Source organism: Pseudomonas sp. IT-P218 (assembly GCF_949767605.1).
In the GTDB taxonomy this organism is placed as follows: Bacteria; Pseudomonadota; Gammaproteobacteria; order Pseudomonadales; family Pseudomonadaceae; genus Aquipseudomonas; species Aquipseudomonas putida_AE.
In genome coordinates this window covers 161,501-182,672 of the sequence record NZ_CATKQQ010000001.1, presented here as the reverse complement: position 1 = coordinate 182,672, position 21,172 = coordinate 161,501, and the positions used below count along the sequence as shown (strand labels likewise).

The window sequence follows — 21,172 nt, the reverse complement described above, 5'->3', positions numbered from 1 at the left end:
TGTGCAATGAGAGGTTTGCCGAGATTTAGCGACCGATAAAACGTGCCGGGCGTTTTTCCGTGGCGGCGCGCAGGGCTTCGTTGCCGTCTTCACTGCGCCCACAAAGCAGGCCGGCGGCCAGTTCCGCTTGCAGTTGCTCGGGCAAGTTGCGCTCGGCGCCTTCGCGCATGAGCTTTTTGGTCTGGGCGAAAGCAAAGGTCGGCCCGGCGGCCAGGCGTGCGGCGAGTTCGCCAGTGACGCTCAGCAGCTGCTCGTCGGCGCAGACTTCGCCGACCAGCCCGGCGGCCAGGGCGCGGTCGGCGCCCCACAATTCGTCGAGGAACAGCAAGCGCTTGGCTTGCTCGGTGCCGATCAGCCGTGGCAAGTGCCAACTGGCGCCGGCGTCCGGCGAGTACGCCATGCTGGTGTAGCCGGCCTTGAACCGAGCCGATTGCCCGGCGATGCGCAGGTCGCAGCACAGGGTCAGGTCCATCCCGGCGCCGACGGCGGTGCCGTTGATCGCGGCGATGGTCGGTTTTTCCAGGCTGTGCAGGCGGGTCATCAGGGCGTGGGCGGTTTCGGTCCAGCCGTAGGTTTCCAGGGCGCCACGGGCTTCGGCTTCGGCCCATTCCGCCAGGTCGGCGCCGGCGCAGAAGCTGCGACCGCTGCCGGTCAAGACCACCACGCGCACCGCCGGATCGGCGTTGAAGGTGTCGAGCAAGGCGTGCAGGTTTTTCAAGGTCGGAATGTCCAGCGCATTGCGCTGGGCGGTGCGATTGAGGGTGATCCAGGCGACGCCGGCTTCGACCTGACTGAGCAGCGAATCATGAGTAGTCATGCGAGTCCTCGAATTATTGTGATTGGTCTGAGGTGATGCGACTTGAGGCCATACTAAACGAGTGTTCAGTAAGGCGGCAATCGGTGGAGAAATGGGCTGTAACACGCTCGAATATTCAATAACACATTGGTTTTATTAGTTTTTTTTCAGATTTCGAGGGATGCGCCTCTGCTGCTGTTACAACTTCGAACAACTGGCGACAGGACGCAGATCTATTGCCCACCACAAAACCAATGTGGGAGCGGGCTTGCTCGCGAAGAGGCCCTGTCAGTCAACATTATTGGTGACTGACACAGCGCTTTCGCGAGCAAGCCCGCTCCCACAGGGAATGTGTGTGATAGAAGGAGTTAAACAGTCGGCAGGCTCGGCGCCAGCACCGCCCCGCGCTTGCGATGGATCAGGAAGTACGCGCCATAACACAGCGCAATGAATCCAAAGCCCCAATACAGCGATGGCCGCTGGGTTTCATCCAGTGCCAGGAACACGAACAGCGAGCAGCACAGTGCGATGCACATCAGCGGCAACACCGGGAACCACGGTGCGCGGTATTTCAGGTCGCTGAGTTGGCCGCCGTCACGCAGGTAGGCCTTGCGGAACTTGTACTGCGCCAGTGCGATGACAATCCAGGTCACGGTGCCCGACATCCCGCTCACTGCCATCAACACCATGAACAAGGTGTCGGCGGCGACGAAACTGGTCATCAGCGACACCAGCGCAAAGCACAGGGTGATGCTCAAGGCGCGCAACGGCACGCCGCGCTTGCTCAATGGCGAAAGACTTTTCGGCGCCATGCCGGTTTTCGACATGGCCCACAGGATGCGCGTCGAGGCATACAGGCCGGAGTTGCCCACCGACAGGATCGCCGTGAGGATCACGAAGTTCATCAGGTCGGCGGCGTAGGGAATGCCGACCATGTCGAACACCTGCACGAACGGGCTTTCCATCAGCCCCGCCTGCTGCCACGGCACGATCGCCGACAAGACGATAATAGCCAGCACGTAAAAGATCAGTACACGGAACACCACGTTGCGCACTGCACGGGGAATGCTTTTTTCCGGCTGATCGGTTTCACCCGCCGCCACACCCATTATCTCGCAGCCCTGGAAGGCATAGACTACGGTCATCATCACCGCGAACACCGCGGACAGGCCGTTGGGGAACAGCGAATCACCGATCAGATTGGTTGCCATCGGCGCCGGTGCGCCACTGCTCAGCGGCATCACACCGAAGATCACCAGCACGCCGACCACGATGAACCCGAGAATCGCCGCGACCTTGATCCCGGAGAACCAGTATTCCGCTTCACCGAAGGCACGGGTCGCCAGGGCATTGATACCGAACAGCACCACCACGAACAGCGCCGACCAGTACCAGATCGGCACCGCCGGGAACCAGCGGGTCATCAGCATCCCGGCGGCGGTGAATTCCAGGCCCACGGTGGTGGCCCAGCTCATCCAGTACACCCAGCCAATCATGAAGCCGGTGGCCGGGCCGATGAATTTGGTGGCGTGGGTCTGGAACGAACCGGACACCGGCATCTGCACCGACAGTTCGCCCAGGCAGACCATCACCAGGTACATCAGGAAACCGGCAACCAGGTACGCCAGGATCGCCCCCACCGGCCCGCCCTGGTTGATGGTCACCCCGGACCCCATGAACAGCCCGGTGCCGATCACGCCGCCCAGGGACAGCATGAAAATGTGCCGGCTTTTCAGGGCGCGGGTCAGTTGGATGCCTTTACGATCAGTGGATTCGTTCATGCCCGGCACCTCGAGTCGGTGGCACGGACAGCGCATGACAGGTCGTCACGGCGCAGGGAGGAAGGAGCTTTACGGCAATTCATTATTATTATCTCCAATAAGCTTCGAAGACCGCGCTGCGGCGGTTGCGTCGATTATTGGAAAGCCATGTAAGGTCGCGTTGTACGTAAAGATCGAAGTTGTAGAAAGTCGTAACAAAAATGTACGTCAGCTCTGCAACAGGCCTTTGAGGGTATGCAGTGAACGTTGCAGTTGTACTTCGACGGCGGGCACCAGCGCTCGAATCGTCGGTTCATCATTGCCCAGCGCCGCCTCTTCCAATGTGCGTAATACCGAGGCAAATGCCCGAAACCCCAGGGAATCGCTGCTGCCGGCCAAACGGTGGGCAAGCTGTGCAACTTCGGTGCAATCGTCGGCTTCGATGGCTTCGCCCAGTGCCTCACGGTGTTGCAGGATCGAATCGCGCAGCACGGCCAGCAGGCCCTGTACTTTCTGTTCGCCGAGCAAGGTGCGATGGGTTTGCAGCAAGGGCCAGTCCATCGCTTCATCGTCTACCGGCGACGGGGCGGGAGTAGCCTGCCCCGCCAGCACCTGTCGCAGGTTTTCCAGCTTCAAGGGTTTGGCCAGGATGCCATCCATGCCGGCATCCAGGTAACCGCGCACCAGCGCCGGTTGCACGCTGGCGGTCAGGGCAAAGATACGTGTTTGCCGGTTCGGTCCGTCGTCGCTACGGATCTGTTGGCACAACTGGACGCCACTCATCCCCGGCAGGTGCACATCCAGCAAAATCAGGTCGAACGTCCGCGCCGCGCATTGCACCAAAGCCTGTTCAGCATCGATAGCCAGCCAGACCCCATGCCCGTCCCGTCGCAGCAGGCCCTCGGCGACTTCACGGTTGAGCGCCACGTCCTCGACCACCAGGATGTCCAGCGCCGGGCCCGCCATCTGGGTCGGTGCCGGGTTCACAGCAGCGATCGCCGGCTGCAGCGTCACTTCGAACCAGAAACAACTACCGCGCCCGATTTCGCTGCTGACGCCGATGCAACCGCCGATCTTCTCCACCAGGTGTTTGCAGATGGCCAAGCCCAATCCCGTGCCGCCATAACGCTGGGCGACTTCTTCGCTGGCCTGGGTGAAGCGTTCGAAGATCTTCGCCTGCATCGCCGGGGCAATGCCAATGCCATTGTCCGTGACACTCACCCGCAAACGTTGGCCGGGCGCAAGCAACGCCACTTCGACACTGACGTCGCCGCCTTCAGTGAACTTGATCGCGTTGGCCAACAGGTTGCTCAACACTTGCCGCAAGTATTGCTCGGCGCCGTGGTGATGCTCGGCGACCTGCTGATCGACCCGGCAATTGAGGACCGTGTCGTTGTCCAGCGCCTTGGGTTCGAGCAACGTGAGGACTTCGTCGAGCAATTGGCGAATGGAGAAATTTACCGGTTCAGGCAGGCTGGTCCCCTCCTCCAGCTTGGCGAAATACAGCACTTCGTTGAGGATGGTCAGCAGACCCTCGCCGGCCTTGTGCAGCGCATCCAGGCGCTTGCCGTCCTGCGGTTCGAGACGGGCACCACGCAATAATTCGGCCATGCCCAGGATACCGTTGAGCGGCGTGCGCAGTTCGTGGCTCATGGTCGCCAGGAACCGCGACTTGGCGAGGTTGGCCGCTTCGGCTTCGTCCTTGGCGCGCATCAGGCTGGCGGTGCGGCGCTCGACCATTCGTAGCAATTCATCGCGGTTGTCCTGCAGGGCCAGGCGGTCGGTTTCCCGGCGGTCGATGTCACTGAGGATCGCCCTGCGCATGTCGTCGAGGGCATGGGCCACGGTGTCGATCTCGTCGTTCTGCGCGCTGCGCCGCTTGTCCAGGCGCAACGGCTCGTGCCATTGCCCGGCGGCAATGCGCCGGGCAAATTCGGCCATGACTTTCAGGTGGCGGGTCACCAGCCGATAGAACAGGCCCGACAGCGCCACCGACAGGCCGCAGAAAAACACCGCCATCCACAACAGGTTGGTCAGGCCGGTGGCATACAGGCGTTGATACACCGCCCCCAAATCGGTGCTGACCTGCAGTTCGCCGAGATGACGCAACGGGCCGGAAGGCGGTTGGTAATCCAGGGCAAAACGCTCGATACGCAACGGCCCTGCAGGCGCGGGGTTGCCTTGCACCAGGTCGAAATCGGCACCGGTCAAATGCACCCTGGCGACGTCGGAGAAATCCACCAGACCGCGCAACTGCACCTTCAACTGCTCCTCGTCCAGATCCCAGAGGCTGCGCTCCAGGCTGGCCAGGTAACCGGCGCGGATCAGCTCCATGCGCGAGTCGATCTCGCGCATTTCCCGGCGATACTCGATGTACAGCTGCACGCTGCTGGCCAGCACGGTAAAACACAGGCTGAACAGCAGAATGAACAGCAGCAGGCGCCGCAACAGTCCGCCGGGACGCGCGCGAATCATTGCGCGTCCGCCGGCAGGTTGATCATGTCGCGGTAGGTGACTTCGCTTTCATTGAGCAGGCGCTCGACATCACCGGCATCGACCATGCGCTGCAACTGCGCATCGATCTGCGGCATCTGTGCGGCCAGTGGCGAGCGGCGGGAAACGGCGACCCGCAGGTAGTCCACGCTCAGGGCCTTGGGCAAGGCGACGATGTCCTCGGCGCCGGGCAGGTTTTCCACGTACAGCTCGCCGGTGCGGCGCTCCTGGGTGATGAAATCGATGCGCCCGCGAATCAGCTTGCCGAAGTTCTGCCGGCTGCTGGCGACCCATTCGATGTTGTTGTGCTGCGCGACCATGCGATCGAACGCCACGCCGTAGCTTTCACCGAACAGCAGGCCGCCACGGTAATGGGCCAGGTCCTGCAGGTGTTCGAACTTCACCGGATGCTGGCGATTGATGAACAACGCCACTTCTTCGCGCAGCACCGGTACGCTGGAAAACAGCATGCTCTGTTCCCGTTGCGCGGTGCTGTAGGCCAGCACCACATCGACCCGGCCTTCGGCGGCGTCGAGCAGGCAGCGTTTCCAGTTGCCCAACACCACGACCTCGACCTCGTAGCCGAGCTGGCTGAACAACTGCTTGACCACGCTCGGCGCCAGACCGCGGACCTGCTTGCCGTCGCTCCAGGAAATCGGCGGATACACCGGGTAATCGCAGTAGCGGATTTTTTCCGCGGCCTGCACCGTGCCCGCCGACAACACCAGCACTACCCAGAGCCAGCGCCTCACTGCCGTCACGCCGCCAGGCTGGCAGTGAACAGGTACCCGGCGCCGTGGATGGTGATGATCAGCTGCGGTTCGGCGGGATCGTCGTGCAACTTGCGGCGCAGGCGCCCGACCAGCACGTCGATCGAGCGGTCGTTGGGCACCCATTCGCGGTTGCGGATCTGGTCCATCAACTGGTCGCGGCTGAGGGTGTGGCCGCTGTTGCGCAAGAACACGCTGAGCAACTGGTATTCGCCGTGGGTCAGCAAGGTCTCGCAGCCGGCCGGGTCGATCAGGCGTCGGCGGTCGGTGTCCAGTGCCCAGCCGGCGAACTGTTTGACCGGTTTGGCGACGGCGGCGACCGGCTGTGGCGTTTGCGCATGGCGGACCCGGCGAATCAGGTTTTTTGCCCGGGACACCAGTTCCCGCGGGTTGAGGGGCTTGATCACGTAGTCGTCAGCGCCGCATTCGAGGCCGACGATGCGGTCGATTTCGTCGTTGCGACCGGTGATCAGGATGATCCCGACTTCCGAGCGCACCCGCAGTTCGCGGGTCAGGGTCAGGCCGTCCTTGCCCGGCAGGCGGATATCGAGCATGACCAGGTCGACCGCCTGGTTGGCCAGGAAGGTTTCGGCCAGTTCCGCCGTGGCGGCGCAATGCACGTCGTAGCCTTCCTGGGACAGGTAGGCATGCAACAGTTCGCGAATCAGCGGATCGTCATCGACGATCAGTACCCGAGGAGTCATTGCTGGGTGTCCTGCTTGTTTCTTATTAGGGGGACTGCATCAGCGGCAGAGAGTAGCCACTGCTGAACGGGTGATCAACAGCTGCTCGTCTGCAGGCAAAAACGCTGGCGGCCGCCGGCCTGCAAACCATCGACCCAGGCCTCGCAAATCTGCATGCCCTGCTCGGGGGTAAAGGTCCCGGGGTTGAGCCCGGACTCCAGCCACAGGCCATCGAGCAGTGCGCTGAGGCTGATCGCGGCCAGATCGGCATCGAAATTCTCCCAGCCCTCCTCCTGCGCCAATTCCCTGAGCACCTTGCCCAGGATCGCGCGGTACTCGCCATAGGAATGATCGTGGGCCTGATTGATCGCCTCGGCGGTTTTCACCGCGCCCCAGAAGGCGAGCCAGGCGTCGATCAGCTGCGGGTCGAGCAATTCGGCGGAGAACGAACCGCGGAAAAACGCCGACAGGCGCTCGCGGGCATTGGGCGCCGCTTGCTCCATGGCATCGCGCAGCAGGGTCATGACGCGCCCGGTGATCGCCATGTAGGCCTCGGCCACCAGTTCGTCCTTGCCCGAATAGTGATGGCTGATCAGCCCCACCGACACACCCGCCTCGGCGGAAATCTTGCGGATCGACGCGCCCTGGAAGCCATGGCGCTTGAGGCACACCAGCGTCGCCTCGATCAGGTTGGCTTTGCGCAACTCCGGTTCCATGCGAGAAAAACGGGCTTCCTGGTTCATGGGCGACGCTCCTGGTTTGTCCATCGTTGAACGACTGTACAGCAAGAGGCGGTTTGGCTGCCACATCGTGTAATCGTTCTTCGCAGGCAAGCCTGGCTCCTACATTAGATTGCGTATTACCCTCACCGTCCGCCTCGCCATTTAATACACCTTCATGATTTGCTCACTTCGCAATACCGCATTGGCTGCCCTGTGCCTGTCACCCTTCGCCGCTGCCGGGATCGAGGTGATCCAACCGGTGCACCCGGTGTGGTTGCTGGAACAACCCTACGCCGGGAATGCCCTGCTCACCGCACGGACCTTCGGGGACAGTGCCTATGGGGATTATCGCGTCAATGCCACGTTGCAGATCAGTTGTTCCCAAACAGCCCGTTTGACCCTGCAGATCGCACCGGCATCCCTGGGTTTTGACAGCGATCCCTTTGAAGGTCCCGATGCAACCGCCGATGGGCCCCTGCAGATCACCACGGGAACACGTCCCAGCGTCGAGCATCGGGTTTCCGGCAGCTGGACCGCTGGCGGGGCTTTCCAGGTAGGGGACTTGTTTTCGATCAGTACGGACATTGCACCGTCTGAGCTGGAGTATTGGCTGAGCGATGCTTCGCGCGGACAGCCGCTGAAACTTTCGTTGGCCCCGGCGAAAACAGGCGGGAAACCACTGACCGCTACATTTTCGTTGCCGCAAGACAATCAAGGGTTGAAACACGCGTGCCTTGGGGCCAGGCCAGGGTTGTGAAGTTGGCAGGTCCGCCGCCATCGCTGGCAAGCCAGCTCCTACAGGTTACGCGTTGGTCACGGATTCTGCGTACACCCATTACCCCTGTAGGAGCTGGCTTGCCAGCGATGAGGCCAGCCCGTACAACCGAGCATTCAGATCAATCCCGATACCCCGGCGCCACCCGCTCCAACAACCTCAACAACGCCGCCCAAGCCAATTGCATCGCATCCGGATCGCTCAACTCCCCCTCCTCAAGCGGCCGCCCCGGATCATTGAACTGCCGCTCGGTATGCGCACAAACCTCATCCGGTGGCAACACCACCTCGCCAGCCGCCTGCGCCGCCAGCTGGATTTCGCAAGCCTTTTCCAGGTAATACATGCGCAAAAATGCCTGGCTGACGGTTTCGCCCACGGTCAGCAGGCCGTGGTTACGCAGCATCAATACCGGCTTGTCGCCCATGTCCGCCACCAACCGTTGCTGCTCACTCATGTCCAGCGCCACGCCTTCGTAGTCGTGGTAGGCAACCCGGCCATAGAACTCCATGGAAATCTGGTTCACCGGCAACAACCCGCACTTGAGCGCCGCCACCGCACAACCGGACTTGGTGTGGGTGTGCAGCACGCACTGCGCATCTTCCCGGGCGCCGTGAATGGCGCTGTGGATCACGAACCCGGCCGGGTTCACCGGGTACGGCGACGGCTCGACGGCGCGGCCATCGAGGTCGATCTTGACCAGGTTGGACGCGGTGATTTCGTCGAACATCAGCCCGTAGGGATTGATCAGGAAGTGATGCTCAGGTCCCGGAATACGCACCGAGATGTGGGTGAAGATCAGGTCGGTCATGCGAAAGTGCGCAATCAGGCGATAACAGGCCGCCAGTTCTTCGCGCAGGCGCTGTTCGGTCACGCTGCATTCAGGGGTGGTCAGGGGTGTGGCGATGTTGTTCATCGGGCGGATTCTCCAGGCAGTTCGGCTGGGCAGACAGTAAGACTGGACGCTTCGACACGTCCAGCCATCCTCGCGACTTATTTGCTGGCCCAGGCGTTGAAGCGCTCTTCCAGTTCTTCGCCATGGTCGACCCAGAATTCGACGTTCATCGACAACGCGCCCTTGAGGTTCTGCGGCGCCGTGGGCACCCACTGTGCCAGTTTGTCATCGAGACGCGCGGCAGCCTGGATGTTGGTCGGGCCGTAGGGGATCTGCTCGACGTATTTCACCTGGGCATCCGGCTGGTTGGCGAAGGCGATGAAACGCTTGGCCTGGTCGACGTGCCGGGAGCCCTTGATGATCGCCCAGTAGTCCATGCCGTACAGGCTGCCGGGCCAGACCAGACCCAGGTGGCTACCTTTCTGCGCGGCGTCGGCAATGCGCCCGCTGTAGGTCGAGGTCATCACCACATCGCCGGCGGTCAGCCATTGCGGCGGTTGCGCGCCCGCCTCCCACCACTGGATGTATGGCTTGAGTTCCGTGAGTTTGGCAAATGCCCGGTCCACGCCCTGCGGGGTGCCAAGCACCTTGTACACCTCATCGACCTTGACCCCGTCCGCCAGCAAGGCGAACTCCAGGTTGTACACCGCGCGTTTACGCAGCCCACGCTTGCCGGGGGTTTTCTTCACGTCCCAGAAGTCTGCCCAGGAGGTCGGGGCCTGGGCCAGTTTGTCGGTGTCGTAGGCAATGGCCACGCTCCACACCAGCGCGGCGGAACCGCATTCCTGCGCCGCCTCGGGGATCAACTGGTCGGCTTGCCCCAGACGGGTCCAGTCCAGCCGCTCGTACATGCCTTCCTCGCAACCGCGCATCAGGTCCGGGCCTTCGATCTGCACCACGTCCCAGTCGACGTTGCCGGTGTCGACCATGACTTTGATTTTCGCCATCTCGCCGTTGTATTCACTCTGGATCACCTTGCTCTGATCCACGGCGGCAAAAGGCTGGAAGAACGCCACGTCCTGGGCTTTTTGTCCGGCGCCGCCGTAACCGACCACCACCATCTCCGATGCTGCCTGTGCGCTGCCCAGGCCCATGGCCAAGGTCAACGCCAAGGGATAAAAACCGTGCTTGAGCGTATTCGATTTCATCAGTGGTTCCTCGTGCAGGTGCCAGGCGACTGCAGGTCGGCATGGCCCTTTTTTATTGTTGGTGAGGGTCGCCCCAGGAGCGGGCTCGAAACGAAACTACTCAAGGCCCAGTAAAAAAACAAGTTGATTTTTTACTGAAGGTAAATTTCTATAGACCAAACAACAACAACGAAAACCTGATGCCTCTGTAGGAGCGAGCTTGCTCGCGATGGACTTGAGGGCGATGCGTTTATCCAGACAACACGCGTCATCGTTAACGTCCATCGCGAGCAAGCTTGCTCCTACAGGTCAGCCGCCGGAGTAACCGCACCATGCCGAGCCCGTCCCCTGCCTTCGCGCACCTGTTCGAACCCTTGCAGATCCGTGGCAAGCGCCTGAAAAACCGCATCATGTCCAGCGGTCACGACACCTCGATGCCCACCGACAACCTGGTCAACGAGCAACTGATTGCCTATCACAAGGCGCGTGCCGAAGGCGGTGCCGGGCTGATCGTGCTGCAAGTGGCCGGGGTGCATGACAGTGCGCGCTACACCTCCCATGTGCTGATGGCCACCGACGATGAATGCATCGAGGGCTACCGCAAACTCGCGCAAACCTGCCATGCCCACGGCACGGTGGTGCTGTCGCAAGTGTTCCATCCGGGGCGGGAAATCATGGAGTCCAGCGATGGCCTGCTGGCGGTGGCCTACTCGGCGTCGGCGGTGCCCAACGAGCGTTTCCGGGTGATGCCACGGGCGCTGGACCAGGCGATGATCGACGAGATCGTCGCCGGTTATGCCGCTGCTGCCCGACGCCTGCACCAGGCCGGCATCGATGGCGTGGAAGTGGTCGCCAGTCACGGTTACCTGCCGGCGCAATTCATCAACCCGCGGGTCAACCGCCGTACCGATGGCTACAACGGTGAGCTGGAACAGCGTTTGCGTTTCCTGCGCGAAGTCATTGCCGCCGTGCGCGCGGCGACTGATGAGCAATTCATCATCGGGCTGCGCATCTCCGCCGATGAGCGCGATCCTGAAGGGCTGACCGAAGACGAATCATTGACCGCCGTACAATCGCTGCAAGGGCAGCTGGATTACGTGCACATCGTCGCCGGTACTTCGGCATCCCTCGGTGGTGCGGTGCACATCGTGCCGCCGATGGCGATCGAAGCGGCGTACCTGGCCAAGGAGGCCGGCACCTTCAAGGCTGGCTTGAACATTCCCTTGTTCGTCACCGGGCGCATCAACCAGCCCCAGGAGGCCGAGTTGATTCTGGCCCGGGGCCAGGCCGATGTGTGCGGCATGACCCGGGCGCTGATCTGTGACCCGCAGATGCCCAACAAGACCGACACCGGCCACGTCGAAGATGTGCGCGCCTGCATTGCCTGCAATCAGGCGTGCATCGGGCACTTCCACAAGGGCTTGCCGATCTCCTGCATCCAGCACCCGGAAACCGGCCGTGAACTGACTTTTGGTCAGCGCCAACCAACTGCAAAACGCAAACGCATCATGATCGCCGGCGGTGGCCCGGCTGGCATGAAGGCCGCCGCCGTCGCCGCCCAGCGCGGGCATGACGTGACATTGTACGAGGCCAGTTCGCAACTGGGCGGCCAGGTGTTGCTGGCGCAATTGCTGCCACGGCGCAGCGAGTTCGGCGGCGCCAGCACCAACCTGCAGCGGGAAATGGAACTGGCCGGGGTGCGTGTGGAGCGCAATACCCGCGTCGACCGCACCCTGGTGGAGCAGGAAAAACCGGACATGGTGATCGTCGCCACCGGTGCCGAGCCCTATTGGCCGCCCTTCGAACGCGGCGGTGAATTGCAGGTGGTGGATGCCTGGCAAGTGCTGCGTGAAGAGGTGCAGATCGGCCGTTCCGTGGTGGTGGTCGACTGGCGCTGCGACTGGATCGGCCCCGGCATTGCCGAGCGCCTGACCCGGGCCGGGCATCAGGTGCAACTGGCGGTCAATGGCACCCATTGCGGGGAGAACCTGCCACTGTACGTGCGCGATCAACTGGCTGGCGAGCTGCACAAGCTCGCCATTCCCATCATCCCCTACGCCCGGTTGTACGGCTGCGACGACAACACGGTCTACCTGCAACACACCGCCAGCGGTGAGCCGATGTTGCTGGAAAATATCGATACGCTGGTGCTGTGCCAGGGCCATCAACCGGTGGATACCCTGGGTGCAGAGTTGCAAGGCCTGGTGGAATTTCGCCGCATCGGCGACTGCCTGGCGCCGCGTACCGCCGAAGAAGCGATTTACGAAGGGTTGAAAGTCGCGTGGGAGCTTTAAGCCTGTTTATACTCCGGGGCTTTGAAACACCCTTGTAGGAGCTGGCTTGCCAGCGATGGAGTCGATAACACCGCGATTATCCGGTAAGCACGCGTTATCGTTCACGACCATCGCTGGCAAGCCAGCTCCTACAAGGGTTCACGTTCTACCCGGTTTGGAATTCGCCATGAGCAACAGCAGCAAGACCCAGGCCGCATCAGGTAGCGCCGAACCGCATTTCCTCGGCACGCGCATCCGCGGCCTGCGCAAACGTCGGGGCATGACCCTGGCGGAATTGGCGCAACAGAGCGAACTGACCGCCGGCTACATCAGCCAGCTGGAACGCAACCTCGCCTATCCGTCGATCCCGGCGCTGTTCAACATCGCCCGCAGTCTCGGCGTGACTATCCAGTGGTTCTTCGCCAGCGAGGCGATCACCGATCCTGAAGACGACGGTATTGTCGTGCGCAAGCACAGCCGCCTGAACGTGCATTACGAAGACGGCATCGTCGATCAGCTGTTGACCCCGCAAGTCAACCGCCAGCTGGAAATGCTCCACTCGCGTTTCCCGCCCGGCACCTACAGCCAGCAAAGCTACAGCCACGACGGCGAAGAAGCCGGTTACCTGCTGTCGGGCAGCTTCGAGTTGTGGGTCGGCGAGCGCTACTTCCAGCTCAATGAAGGCGACAGTTTCAGTTTCTCCAGCCAGGAGCCGCACCGCTACGGTAACCCTGGCGAGGTGGATGCCGTGGTGATCTGGGTGATCACCCCGCCGACCTTCTAACGCCGGCCGCGCCCGCTTGCCTGAGCGACACATGCACGCTTGAGGGTGTCGCTCGGCAGTTCCTTGAACAGCGCGCGATAGCTGCTGGAAAACCGTCCCAGATGCCAGAACGACCAGTGCATGGCCACTTCGGCCACGGTGGTTTGCGTCGGCGTGCGGCTGAGCAGTTCGCGGCGGGCACTGTTGAGGCGGCGCAGGCGCAGCCACTGGGTCGGCGCCATGCCGGTGTAGGTCTTGAACGCGTGTTGCAGCTGGCGCAGCGAAACCCCGGCGACCCGGGACAACTCCAGCAGGTTGAGCTGCTCCTCCGGGCTGTCCGCCGCCCATTCCCCTACCCGCTGCATGATCGCCCGCTCCCCGGCCCGACGCTGCAGGGCGCCCTGGTCGAGGCGCACGCAGGCGTTGTCGAGGATGAACAGACAGTCCTCCAACAACTGTTGGGTCAAGGCTTCGCGGCTGGGCGGGTCGTAGGTCTGCGACAGCTGGGTCAGGGTTGCGCTGAGCCAGCGACTGAACAAGGCATTCTGCTGCGAGTTTAGCGGCGCCAGGAACAACCCCTCCAGCCGCGCGACGTCCAGCCCATGGCGCTTGACGAAGTCCGGGCCGAACACCACGGCGATTTCCTGGTAGTTCTCCGGGGTGATCCAGATGTTGCGGCTTTCACCGTTCAACACGTACAGCGCGTTATCACTGCGATCGAAACAGAACGCCAGCGAACCTTGCGGCGCACTGAAATTCTGCTCGACCCGGGTGTTCATCTGTTCCTCGTAGATCTCGACGCCCTGTAGATCCAGATAGCGCACCAATCCTGCGAAATGTCCCGGCGACATCTGTTGGTAATGCTGGACCCAGCCCGGTGTGGCGCGGATTTGCTCGGCGACATCGACGGTACTGAATGCTTGGACCTGTAACGAATTGCAAGCTGTCATGGGTGACCTTACGCACTCTTTTGGTGCGTTTTGTATTGCTAAAAGTGGATAGATGGAACCGTAAGCCTCGCCCAAGATAGACGTCAACGCGCTACAGGGGAAGCGTCCTACAGATGAATCGACTTTCTCCCGCGTTAACAAAACCAATAACGAGGTCTTTATGAATGCCCCTTTCGATCAGCTGTTCACTTGGCTGAAAGATCACAAGATTACCGAAGTCGAGTGCGTCGTCAGCGACCTGACCGGCATTGCACGCGGCAAAATCGCACCCACCAACAAGTTCCTGCATGAGCGAGGCATGCGCCTGCCGGAAAGTGTGCTGTTGCAAACGGTAACCGGGGACTTTGTCGACGACGACATCTACTACGACCTGCTCGATCCTGCCGATATCGACATGGTCTGCAAGCCGGTGTCCGATGCGGTGTACGTGGTGCCATGGGCGATCGAGCCGACCGCCATCGTGATTCACGACACCTTTGACAAGTTCGGCAACCCGATCGAATTGTCGCCGCGCAACGTGCTCAAGAAAGTCCTGCAGCTGTACACCGACAAAGGCTGGCGGCCGATCGTCGCGCCGGAAATGGAGTTTTACCTGACCCAGCGCTGCGAAGACCCGGACTTGCCACTCAAGGCCCCGATGGGCCGCTCCGGTCGCGCCGAAAGCGGTCGCCAGTCGTTCTCCATCGACGCCGCCAACGAATTCGACCCGCTGTTCGAAGATGTCTACGACTGGTGCGAACTCCAGGGCCTGGACCTCGACACGCTGATCCACGAAGACGGCCCGGCGCAGATGGAAATCAACTTCCGCCATGGCGACGCCCTGGACCTGGCCGACCAGATCACCGTGTTCAAGCGCACCATGCGCGAGGCGGCGCTCAAGCACAACGTCGCGGCGACCTTCATGGCCAAGCCGGTCGGCGATGAGCCGGGCAGCGCCATGCACATTCACCAGAGCGTGGTGGACATCGCCACCGGCCAGCCGATCTTTGCCGATGCCGACGGCAACATGAGCGAGTTGTTCCTGCACCACATCGGTGGCTTGCAGAAGTACATCCCCAAAGTGCTGCCGATGTTCGCGCCGAACGTCAACTCGTTCCGCCGCTTCCTGCCGGACACTTCGGCACCGGTGAACGTCGAATGGGGCGAAGAAAACCGTACCGTCGGCCTGCGCGTGCCGACCTCGAGCCCCGATGCCATGCGCGTGGAAAACCGCTTGCCGGGGGCCGATGCCAACCCTTACCTGGCCATCGCCGCCAGCCTGCTGTGTGGGTACCTGGGCATGGTCGAGCGCATTGAACCAAGCGCCGCGGTACAGGGTCGGGCTTATGAGCGGCGCAACCTGCGGTTGCCGATCACCATCGAAGACGCGCTGACGCAGATGGAAGAATGCGACACCGTGAGCCGCTACCTGGGCGACAAGTTCGTGCGTGGCTATGTCGCAGTCAAGCGTGCCGAGCACGAGAACTTCAAGCGCGTGATCAGTTCGTGGGAGCGCGAGTTCCTGTTGCTGAGCGTCTGACCCCTTCGCTGTCTGTAACGACCTTATCGCCAGCAGGCTGGCTCCCACACTTGGAATGCATTCCCCCTGTGGGAGCCAGCCTGCTGGCGATGACGGCCGCCAGTACCCTAGAAAACCACCTGAAGAATCCAATAATTCCAAGAAGGTATCGTTATGCGTCTGTTGAAATCCATGGTCCCGGCCGCGCTCGCGGTCTTGTTCAGCGCCGTTGCCCAGGCTCAGCCACAGGTCAGTGTCTACAACTGGACCGACTACATCGGCGAGACCACCCTCGCCGACTTCCAGGCCAAAACCGGGATCAAGGTGATCTACGACGTTTTCGATTCCAACGAAACCCTGGAAGGCAAACTGCTTGCCGGGCGTACCGGGTATGACGTGGTCGTGCCGTCCAACCACTTCCTCGCCCGCCAGGTGAAGGCCGGCGCGTTCCTCAAGCTCGACCGCGAGCAACTGCCGAACTTCAAGAACCTGGACCCGAAACTGCTGGCCCTGCTGGAAAAAAACGACCCGGGTAACGCGCACTCGGTGCCGTACCTGTGGGGTACCAATGGCATCGGCTACAACGTCGACAAGGTCAAGCAGGTGCTGGGCATTGACCACATCGATTCCTGGGCCGTGCTGTTCGAACCGGAAAACATCAAGAAGCTGAGCGCCTGCGGCGTATCGATGATGGACTCGGCGGATGAAGTGTTCCCCGCGGTGCTCAACTACATGGGCATGGACCCGCGCAGCGAGAATCCCGATGACTTCAAAAAGGCCGAAGCCAAGCTGCTGAGCATCCGTCCGTACATCACCTATTTCCACTCCTCCAAGTATGTCTCGGACCTGGCCAACGGCGACATCTGCGTGGCGTTCGGTTACTCCGGTGACGTGTTCCAGGCTGCCAACCGCGCCAAGGAAGCCAAGAACAACGTGAACATTGCCTATGCCATTCCCAAGGAAGGCGCGAACCTGTGGTTTGACCTGCTGGCCATCCCGGCGGACGCCGGCAACCCGAAAGAAGCCCACGCCTTCATCAATTACCTGCTCGACCCGCAAGTGATCGCCAAGGTCAGCGCCTCGGTCGGTTATGCCAACCCGAACCCGGCCGCCAAGCAATACATGGATCCGGAACTGGTGAACAACCCTGAGGTTTACCCGCCGCAGGAAGTGCTCGACAAGCTGTACATCTCGACCACGCCGCCGCAGTCGATCATGCGCTTGATGACGCGTTCCTGGAGCAAAGTGAAGTCCAACCAATGAACCAGTACACCCACGAACACGCCCATTCCTATTACTCCGCGTCGGCCAATGGCATGGTGCCCTACCCCACGCTGACCGAAGACCTGGTGGCAGATGTCTGCGTGATTGGCGGCGGTTTTACCGGCGTCAACACGGCCATCGAACTGGCCCAACGCGGGCTCTCGGTGGTCCTGCTGGAAGGCCGGCGGATCGGCTGGGGTGCCAGCGGGCGCAACGGCGGGCAGCTGATTCGTGGCATCGGCCATGACGTCAGCGGTTTCGCCAAGCATGTCGGGGTTGAAGGTGTGCGCTACCTGGAGCATGCCGGGACTGAATCGGTGCAACTGGTGGGCAACCGCATTCGTGAGCACGGTATCGATTGCGACCTGCGCTGGGGTTTCTGCGAGCTGGCCAACACCCCGTCGCAGTTCGCCGGGTTGCAGGCTGAACACGCTGCGCTCAAGGAATCCGGTTACGCCCATGAAACCCGTCTGGTCGAATCTGCGCAGATCCGTGAGCAGGTGGTGAATTCCAGCGTGTATGCCGGTGGCCTGGTCGACATGGGTTCGGGGCACCTGCACCCGCTGAACCTGGTGCTTGGCGAAGCGAAACTCGCGTTATCCCTTGGTGTGCGGATTTTCGAGCAAAGCCCGGTACTGGAGTTGATCCATGGCAGTACTGTTCAAATTCGTTGTGCAAGTGGCACGGTACGCGCCAGCAGTCTGGTCCTGGGCTGCAATGCGCATCTGGAAGAACTTGAACCGAAACTCAGCGGAAAAGTGCTCCCGGCGGGCAGCTACATCATCGCCACCGAACCCTTGTCGGCGCAGCTTGCCGCACAGTTGATCCCGCACAACCTGGCGCTGTGCGACCAGAAAGTCGGCCTGGACTATTACCGGCTCTCGGCCGACCGGCGCCTGCTGTTTGGCGGAGCCTGCCATTATTCCGGGCGTGATCCGGCGGATATCAGCGCCTACATGCGCCCGCAGATGCTCAAGGTCTTCCCGCAACTGGCGAATGTGCGCATCGACTACCAATGGGGCGGCAAGATCGGCATCACCGCCAATCGCTTCCCCCAGGTCGGGCGCCTGAGCCAATACCCGAACGTGTTCTACGCCCAGGGTTACTCCGGCCATGGCGTCAACGTGACCCACTGGTGCGCGAAATTGTTGGGCGAAGCGATCCATGCCGGTCACAGCAAAGGCTTCGACGTATTCAGTGCCGTGCCGCACATGACCTTTCCTGGTGGCCGCGCCCTGCGTTCGCCGCTGCTGGCCCTGGGCATGCTCTGGTACCGCATGCGCGAACTCCTCGGCTGACCGCCCCTGTAGGAGCTGCCGCAGGCTGCGATCTTTTGATCTTGTTTTTTTGAAAGCAAAATCAAAAGATCGCAGCCTGCGGCAGCTCCTACAGGGTATCAACGATACGTCCTTCCCCATCTCTCTGTTTAGCCTTTCGATTTGCTCAATTGCGAGTCACTTCTATATTGAGGGGGTGCTCTGAATTTCCTGCCTCCTGTTGAGCCTGGCCCATGGCAATTACTGATCAGCTGATCATCTGCGAGCACTGCGACAGCGTGTACGAAAAAGTGACGCTCGCCAAACACCAGAAAACCCTGTGCACCCGCTGCGGCGGCGTGCTTCAGCGTTATAACGGCCTGACCGTGGAGCAACGCCTGGCGTTGACTTTCGCCGCGTTGATGCTGTGGATTTTTGCCAACTTCTATCCGGTCATGAGCATCAGCCTCAAAGGCCTGAAAAACAGTGCAACGCTTTGGGATTCGGTGGTGGCGCTCAGCCTGGGGCCCATCACCTTCATTGCCCTGGTGGCGGCGATCGCCATGATCATCGCACCGATCTTTCAGTTGTTGCTGCTGATCTGGGTGCTGGGCTTCGCCCTCAGGCACCAGCGCGCGCCGGGTTTCAGCTTCTGCATGCGCTGGCTGGAAACCCTGCGGCCCTGGAGCATGCTGGAGGTCTGCCTGCTGGGCGCGATGGTTGCGGTGATCAAGCTCGCCGGGTTGCTGGATGTGCTGCCCGGCATCGGTCTGTTCGCCCTGGCCGTCCTCAGCCTGATGATGATCCGCATTGCCGGTCGCGATATTCGTGAACTGTGGGACCTCGTATGACCATGCCTCCCTTTGCCCGCGACCTCAACCTGTGCCTGTGCCACAGCTGCGGCCTGGCCTGCGACATGACCGGTGATCCCCACGAATGCGAGCGCTGCGGTGCCCCTCTGCATCGGCGTAAAACCAACTCACTGACCCGAACCTGGGCTTACATGATCACCGCCCTGGTGTTTTATGTGCCGGCCAACCTGTTGCCGGTGATGAACACCAAGATGGTCGGCGACGGTGCCGACAGCACGATCATGAGCGGCGTGATCGAGTTCTGGCAGCACGGCGCCTGGGACATTGCCCTGATCATTTTCATCGCCAGTATTGCGGTACCGGGCGTCAAGTTCGTCGCCCTGACGCTGCTGCTGGTGACCGTTCAACGCGACAGTCAATGGGCGCTCAGGCAGCGCTCGCAAATGTATCGGTTCGTCGAACTTATCGGTTACTGGTCAATGCTCGACGTCATCGTGGTCGCCCTGGTGGCCTCGCTGGTGAAATTCCAGGCCCTGGCCGATATCGAACCGCGCCCGGGCATCCTGTTCTTTGGTCTGGTGGTGGTGTTCACCATGCTCGCGGCGATGAGTTTCGATCCGCGACTGATCTGGGATAAAGAGCGGCAACAACCACAAAATGAGGAGGTCACGGATGAAGTCACAAGCCACTGACGGGCCGCTGGTCCCGGGGCAGGCTCCGATCAAGACCCGCCGTTTCAGCTTTTCGATGGTGTGGATCGTGCCGATTGTCGCGGTGCTGGTAGGGATATCGCTGGTGGTCCACAGCATCTTGCAGGAGGGGCCGACCATCACCGTCAAGTTCAAGACCGGCAGCGGCCTGACCGCCAACAAGACCGAGGTGAAATACCGCAACGTGGTGATCGGCCATGTGTCGGACGTGGCGTTGAGCAACGACCAGAAGAGCGTCGATGCGACGATCAAGCTGGTGAAACAGGCTGAAAGCTTTACCCGCAAGGACTCGCAGTTCTGGGTGGTCCGGCCGCGGATCGGCGCTGGCGGGGTTTCGGGAATCGATACCCTGTTGTCAGGGGATTACATCGGCGCCGATATCGGCCAGGACAATGCCCGCGCGAAGAACTTTGAAGGCCTGGAAAACCCGCCAGCCATCACCTATGGCGAACCGGGCAAACGCTTCACCTTGCATACCCAGGACCTCGGTTCACTGGATATCGGCTCGCCGGTCTACTACCGCAAGATTCCGGTCGGCCAGGTCGTGGCCTACGCGCTGGACCCCGATGGCAAGGGGGTGAACATCGAACTGTTCATCCACGCACCCAACGACAAGTACGTCACCGAGAACACCCGATTCTGGAACGCCAGCGGTGTGGACGTGAGCGTCGGTGCTAATGGTTTTGCGGTCAAGACCGAGTCCCTGTCGTCCTTGCTGGTGGGCGGCGTTGCGTTCCGTGCGCCGGAATACAGCCCCGACGACAAACCGGCCCCGGAGGAATATGCCTACGAACTGTTCCAGGACCAGCAAACGGCCCTCGCCCCGCCCAGTGGCAAGGGACAGTTCATGACCTTGCGTTTCGACCAGGCCTTGCGCGGCCTCAAGGTCGATGCCCCGGTGGAATTCCTCGGCATCGAAATCGGCAAGGTGGTGTCGGTCAATCTGGATTTCGACGCGAAAAAACGCACCTTCCCGGTCAACGTCGGCATCATGATTTATCCGCAGCGCCTGGGCCGAGCGCACACGAAGATGCTCCAGACCCTCAATCACGATCCCAAGGATGAAGCCGCCGCCGTACGCGTGATCGGTACCTTTATCGACAACGGCCTGCGCGCCCAGGCTCGCACCGGCAACCTGCTGACCGGCCAGCTGTACATTTCCCTGGACTTCTACCCTAAGGCGGAAAAAGTCGTATTTGATCAAAGCGCCCGTCCAGTCAGCATTCCGACCGTTCCAGGCAGCCTCGAACAATTGCAGGAAAAACTCGAGGGCATGGTCAACAAGATCAACCAACTGCCTATCGACCGCATTGCCGCCAATCTGGACAGCAACCTCGTCGAACTGCGCAAAGGCCTGGTGCAATTCAATGCCAAGACCCTGCCTGGCGTGTCAACCACCTTGACCGATGTGAGCAAGACCCTGCAATCGGCCAACTCGACTCTGGCCGAAGACTCGCCGCAGCGGGAAAAACTCGGGCAGACCCTGGACGAACTCGGACGCACCTCGCGCTCGCTGCGTGACCTGGCGGATTACCTTGGCCGGCATCCGGAATCGCTGATTCGTGGACGCCCGGATAATGCCGCGCCGATGGATATGCAAGGGCCGCCGAGCAAATGACCACAGGAGCA

18 protein-coding genes are annotated in these 21,172 nt (G+C 61.4%); 9 read left to right on the top strand and 9 right to left on the bottom strand.

Features of this window, described 5'->3' with window-relative positions; genetic code table 11:
* Positions 1-25: 25 nt before the first annotated feature.
* The 6 genes from ACM6I6_RS00765 to ACM6I6_RS00740 form a co-directional block, all read right to left on the bottom strand.
* Complete coding sequence (locus tag ACM6I6_RS00765) at positions 26-817, bottom strand: enoyl-CoA hydratase/isomerase family protein (protein WP_406590806.1); 792 nt, start codon at positions 815-817, stop codon at positions 26-28.
* A 347-nt stretch (positions 818-1,164) separates the two neighbouring features.
* Positions 1,165-2,577, bottom strand: a complete 1,413-nt coding sequence (locus tag ACM6I6_RS00760; protein WP_323607305.1) for an amino acid permease — start codon at positions 2,575-2,577, stop codon at positions 1,165-1,167.
* A gap of 207 nt (positions 2,578-2,784) precedes the next feature.
* On the bottom strand, positions 2,785-5,031 hold the full coding sequence (locus tag ACM6I6_RS00755) for an ATP-binding protein (RefSeq protein ID WP_323607306.1): 2,247 nt from the start codon (positions 5,029-5,031) through the stop codon (positions 2,785-2,787).
* Positions 5,028-5,801, bottom strand: a complete 774-nt coding sequence (locus tag ACM6I6_RS00750) for a substrate-binding periplasmic protein (protein WP_323607307.1) — start codon at positions 5,799-5,801, stop codon at positions 5,028-5,030. The genes ACM6I6_RS00755 and ACM6I6_RS00750 overlap by 4 nt, the downstream gene beginning before the upstream one ends.
* Before the next feature lie 5 nt (positions 5,802-5,806).
* Positions 5,807-6,523: a response regulator gene (locus ACM6I6_RS00745; protein WP_274075751.1), complete on the bottom strand. Its 717-nt coding sequence runs from the start codon at positions 6,521-6,523 to the stop codon at positions 5,807-5,809.
* A 74-nt stretch (positions 6,524-6,597) separates the two neighbouring features.
* Positions 6,598-7,245 carry a TetR family transcriptional regulator C-terminal domain-containing protein gene (locus ACM6I6_RS00740; RefSeq protein ID WP_323607308.1) on the bottom strand — a complete coding sequence of 216 codons (648 nt, stop codon included), beginning with the start codon at positions 7,243-7,245 and terminating at the stop codon, positions 6,598-6,600.
* A gap of 154 nt (positions 7,246-7,399) precedes the next feature.
* On the opposite strand from ACM6I6_RS00740, the gene ACM6I6_RS00735 reads away from it, so the two are divergent.
* On the top strand, positions 7,400-7,981 hold the full coding sequence (locus ACM6I6_RS00735) for a hypothetical protein (protein ID WP_323607309.1): 582 nt from the start codon (positions 7,400-7,402) through the stop codon (positions 7,979-7,981).
* 139 nt (positions 7,982-8,120) lie between these two features.
* Here ACM6I6_RS00735 and ACM6I6_RS00730 read toward each other — a convergent pair whose 3' ends face one another.
* Together ACM6I6_RS00730 and ACM6I6_RS00725 are read right to left on the bottom strand one after the other, a co-directional pair.
* Entirely contained in the window at positions 8,121-8,912 is a 792-nt protein-coding gene (locus tag ACM6I6_RS00730; RefSeq protein ID WP_323607310.1) for a class II aldolase/adducin family protein, read from the bottom strand.
* Between the two features lie 77 nt (positions 8,913-8,989).
* A complete protein-coding gene (locus ACM6I6_RS00725) occupies positions 8,990-10,039 on the bottom strand; it encodes an ABC transporter substrate-binding protein (protein ID WP_323607311.1) in 1,050 nt (349 codons plus the stop codon).
* Between the two features lie 311 nt (positions 10,040-10,350).
* Here ACM6I6_RS00725 and ACM6I6_RS00720 point away from each other — a divergent pair, with 311 nt between their 5' ends.
* Entirely contained in the window at positions 10,351-12,312 is a 1,962-nt protein-coding gene (locus ACM6I6_RS00720) for an FAD-dependent oxidoreductase (protein ID WP_414919243.1), read from the top strand.
* A gap of 166 nt (positions 12,313-12,478) precedes the next feature.
* Entirely contained in the window at positions 12,479-13,075 is a 597-nt protein-coding gene (locus ACM6I6_RS00715) for a cupin domain-containing protein (RefSeq protein ID WP_274075757.1), read from the top strand.
* On the opposite strand, the gene ACM6I6_RS00710 is transcribed toward ACM6I6_RS00715, so the two are convergent.
* Entirely contained in the window at positions 13,072-14,004 is a 933-nt protein-coding gene (locus ACM6I6_RS00710) for a helix-turn-helix domain-containing protein (protein WP_274075758.1), read from the bottom strand. The genes ACM6I6_RS00715 and ACM6I6_RS00710 overlap by 4 nt on opposite strands.
* Before the next feature lie 160 nt (positions 14,005-14,164).
* Between ACM6I6_RS00710 and ACM6I6_RS00705 the strand changes: the two genes are divergently transcribed.
* The 6 genes from ACM6I6_RS00705 (at position 14,165) to ACM6I6_RS00680 (ending at position 21,161) form a co-directional block, all read left to right on the top strand.
* Complete coding sequence (locus ACM6I6_RS00705; RefSeq protein WP_274075759.1) at positions 14,165-15,523, top strand: glutamine synthetase family protein; 1,359 nt, start codon at positions 14,165-14,167, stop codon at positions 15,521-15,523.
* Between the two features lie 153 nt (positions 15,524-15,676).
* A complete protein-coding gene (locus ACM6I6_RS00700; protein ID WP_406590808.1) occupies positions 15,677-16,765 on the top strand; it encodes a polyamine ABC transporter substrate-binding protein in 1,089 nt (362 codons plus the stop codon).
* Positions 16,762-18,063, top strand: a complete 1,302-nt coding sequence (locus ACM6I6_RS00695; RefSeq protein WP_414919242.1) for an NAD(P)/FAD-dependent oxidoreductase — start codon at positions 16,762-16,764, stop codon at positions 18,061-18,063. The genes ACM6I6_RS00700 and ACM6I6_RS00695 overlap by 4 nt, the downstream gene beginning before the upstream one ends.
* Before the next feature lie 212 nt (positions 18,064-18,275).
* Positions 18,276-18,872: a paraquat-inducible protein A gene (locus ACM6I6_RS00690; RefSeq protein ID WP_323626866.1), complete on the top strand. Its 597-nt coding sequence runs from the start codon at positions 18,276-18,278 to the stop codon at positions 18,870-18,872.
* The gene (locus ACM6I6_RS00685; RefSeq protein ID WP_274075763.1) at positions 18,869-19,525 is read left to right on the top strand and encodes a paraquat-inducible protein A; all 657 of its coding nucleotides are present in this window, start codon (positions 18,869-18,871) and stop codon (positions 19,523-19,525) included. The genes ACM6I6_RS00690 and ACM6I6_RS00685 overlap by 4 nt, the downstream gene beginning before the upstream one ends.
* Positions 19,506-21,161 carry an intermembrane transport protein PqiB gene (locus ACM6I6_RS00680; RefSeq protein WP_274075764.1) on the top strand — a complete coding sequence of 552 codons (1,656 nt, stop codon included), beginning with the start codon at positions 19,506-19,508 and terminating at the stop codon, positions 21,159-21,161. Before ACM6I6_RS00685 ends, ACM6I6_RS00680 begins: the two co-directional genes overlap by 20 nt.
* The last annotated feature ends 11 nt before the right edge of the window (positions 21,162-21,172 follow it).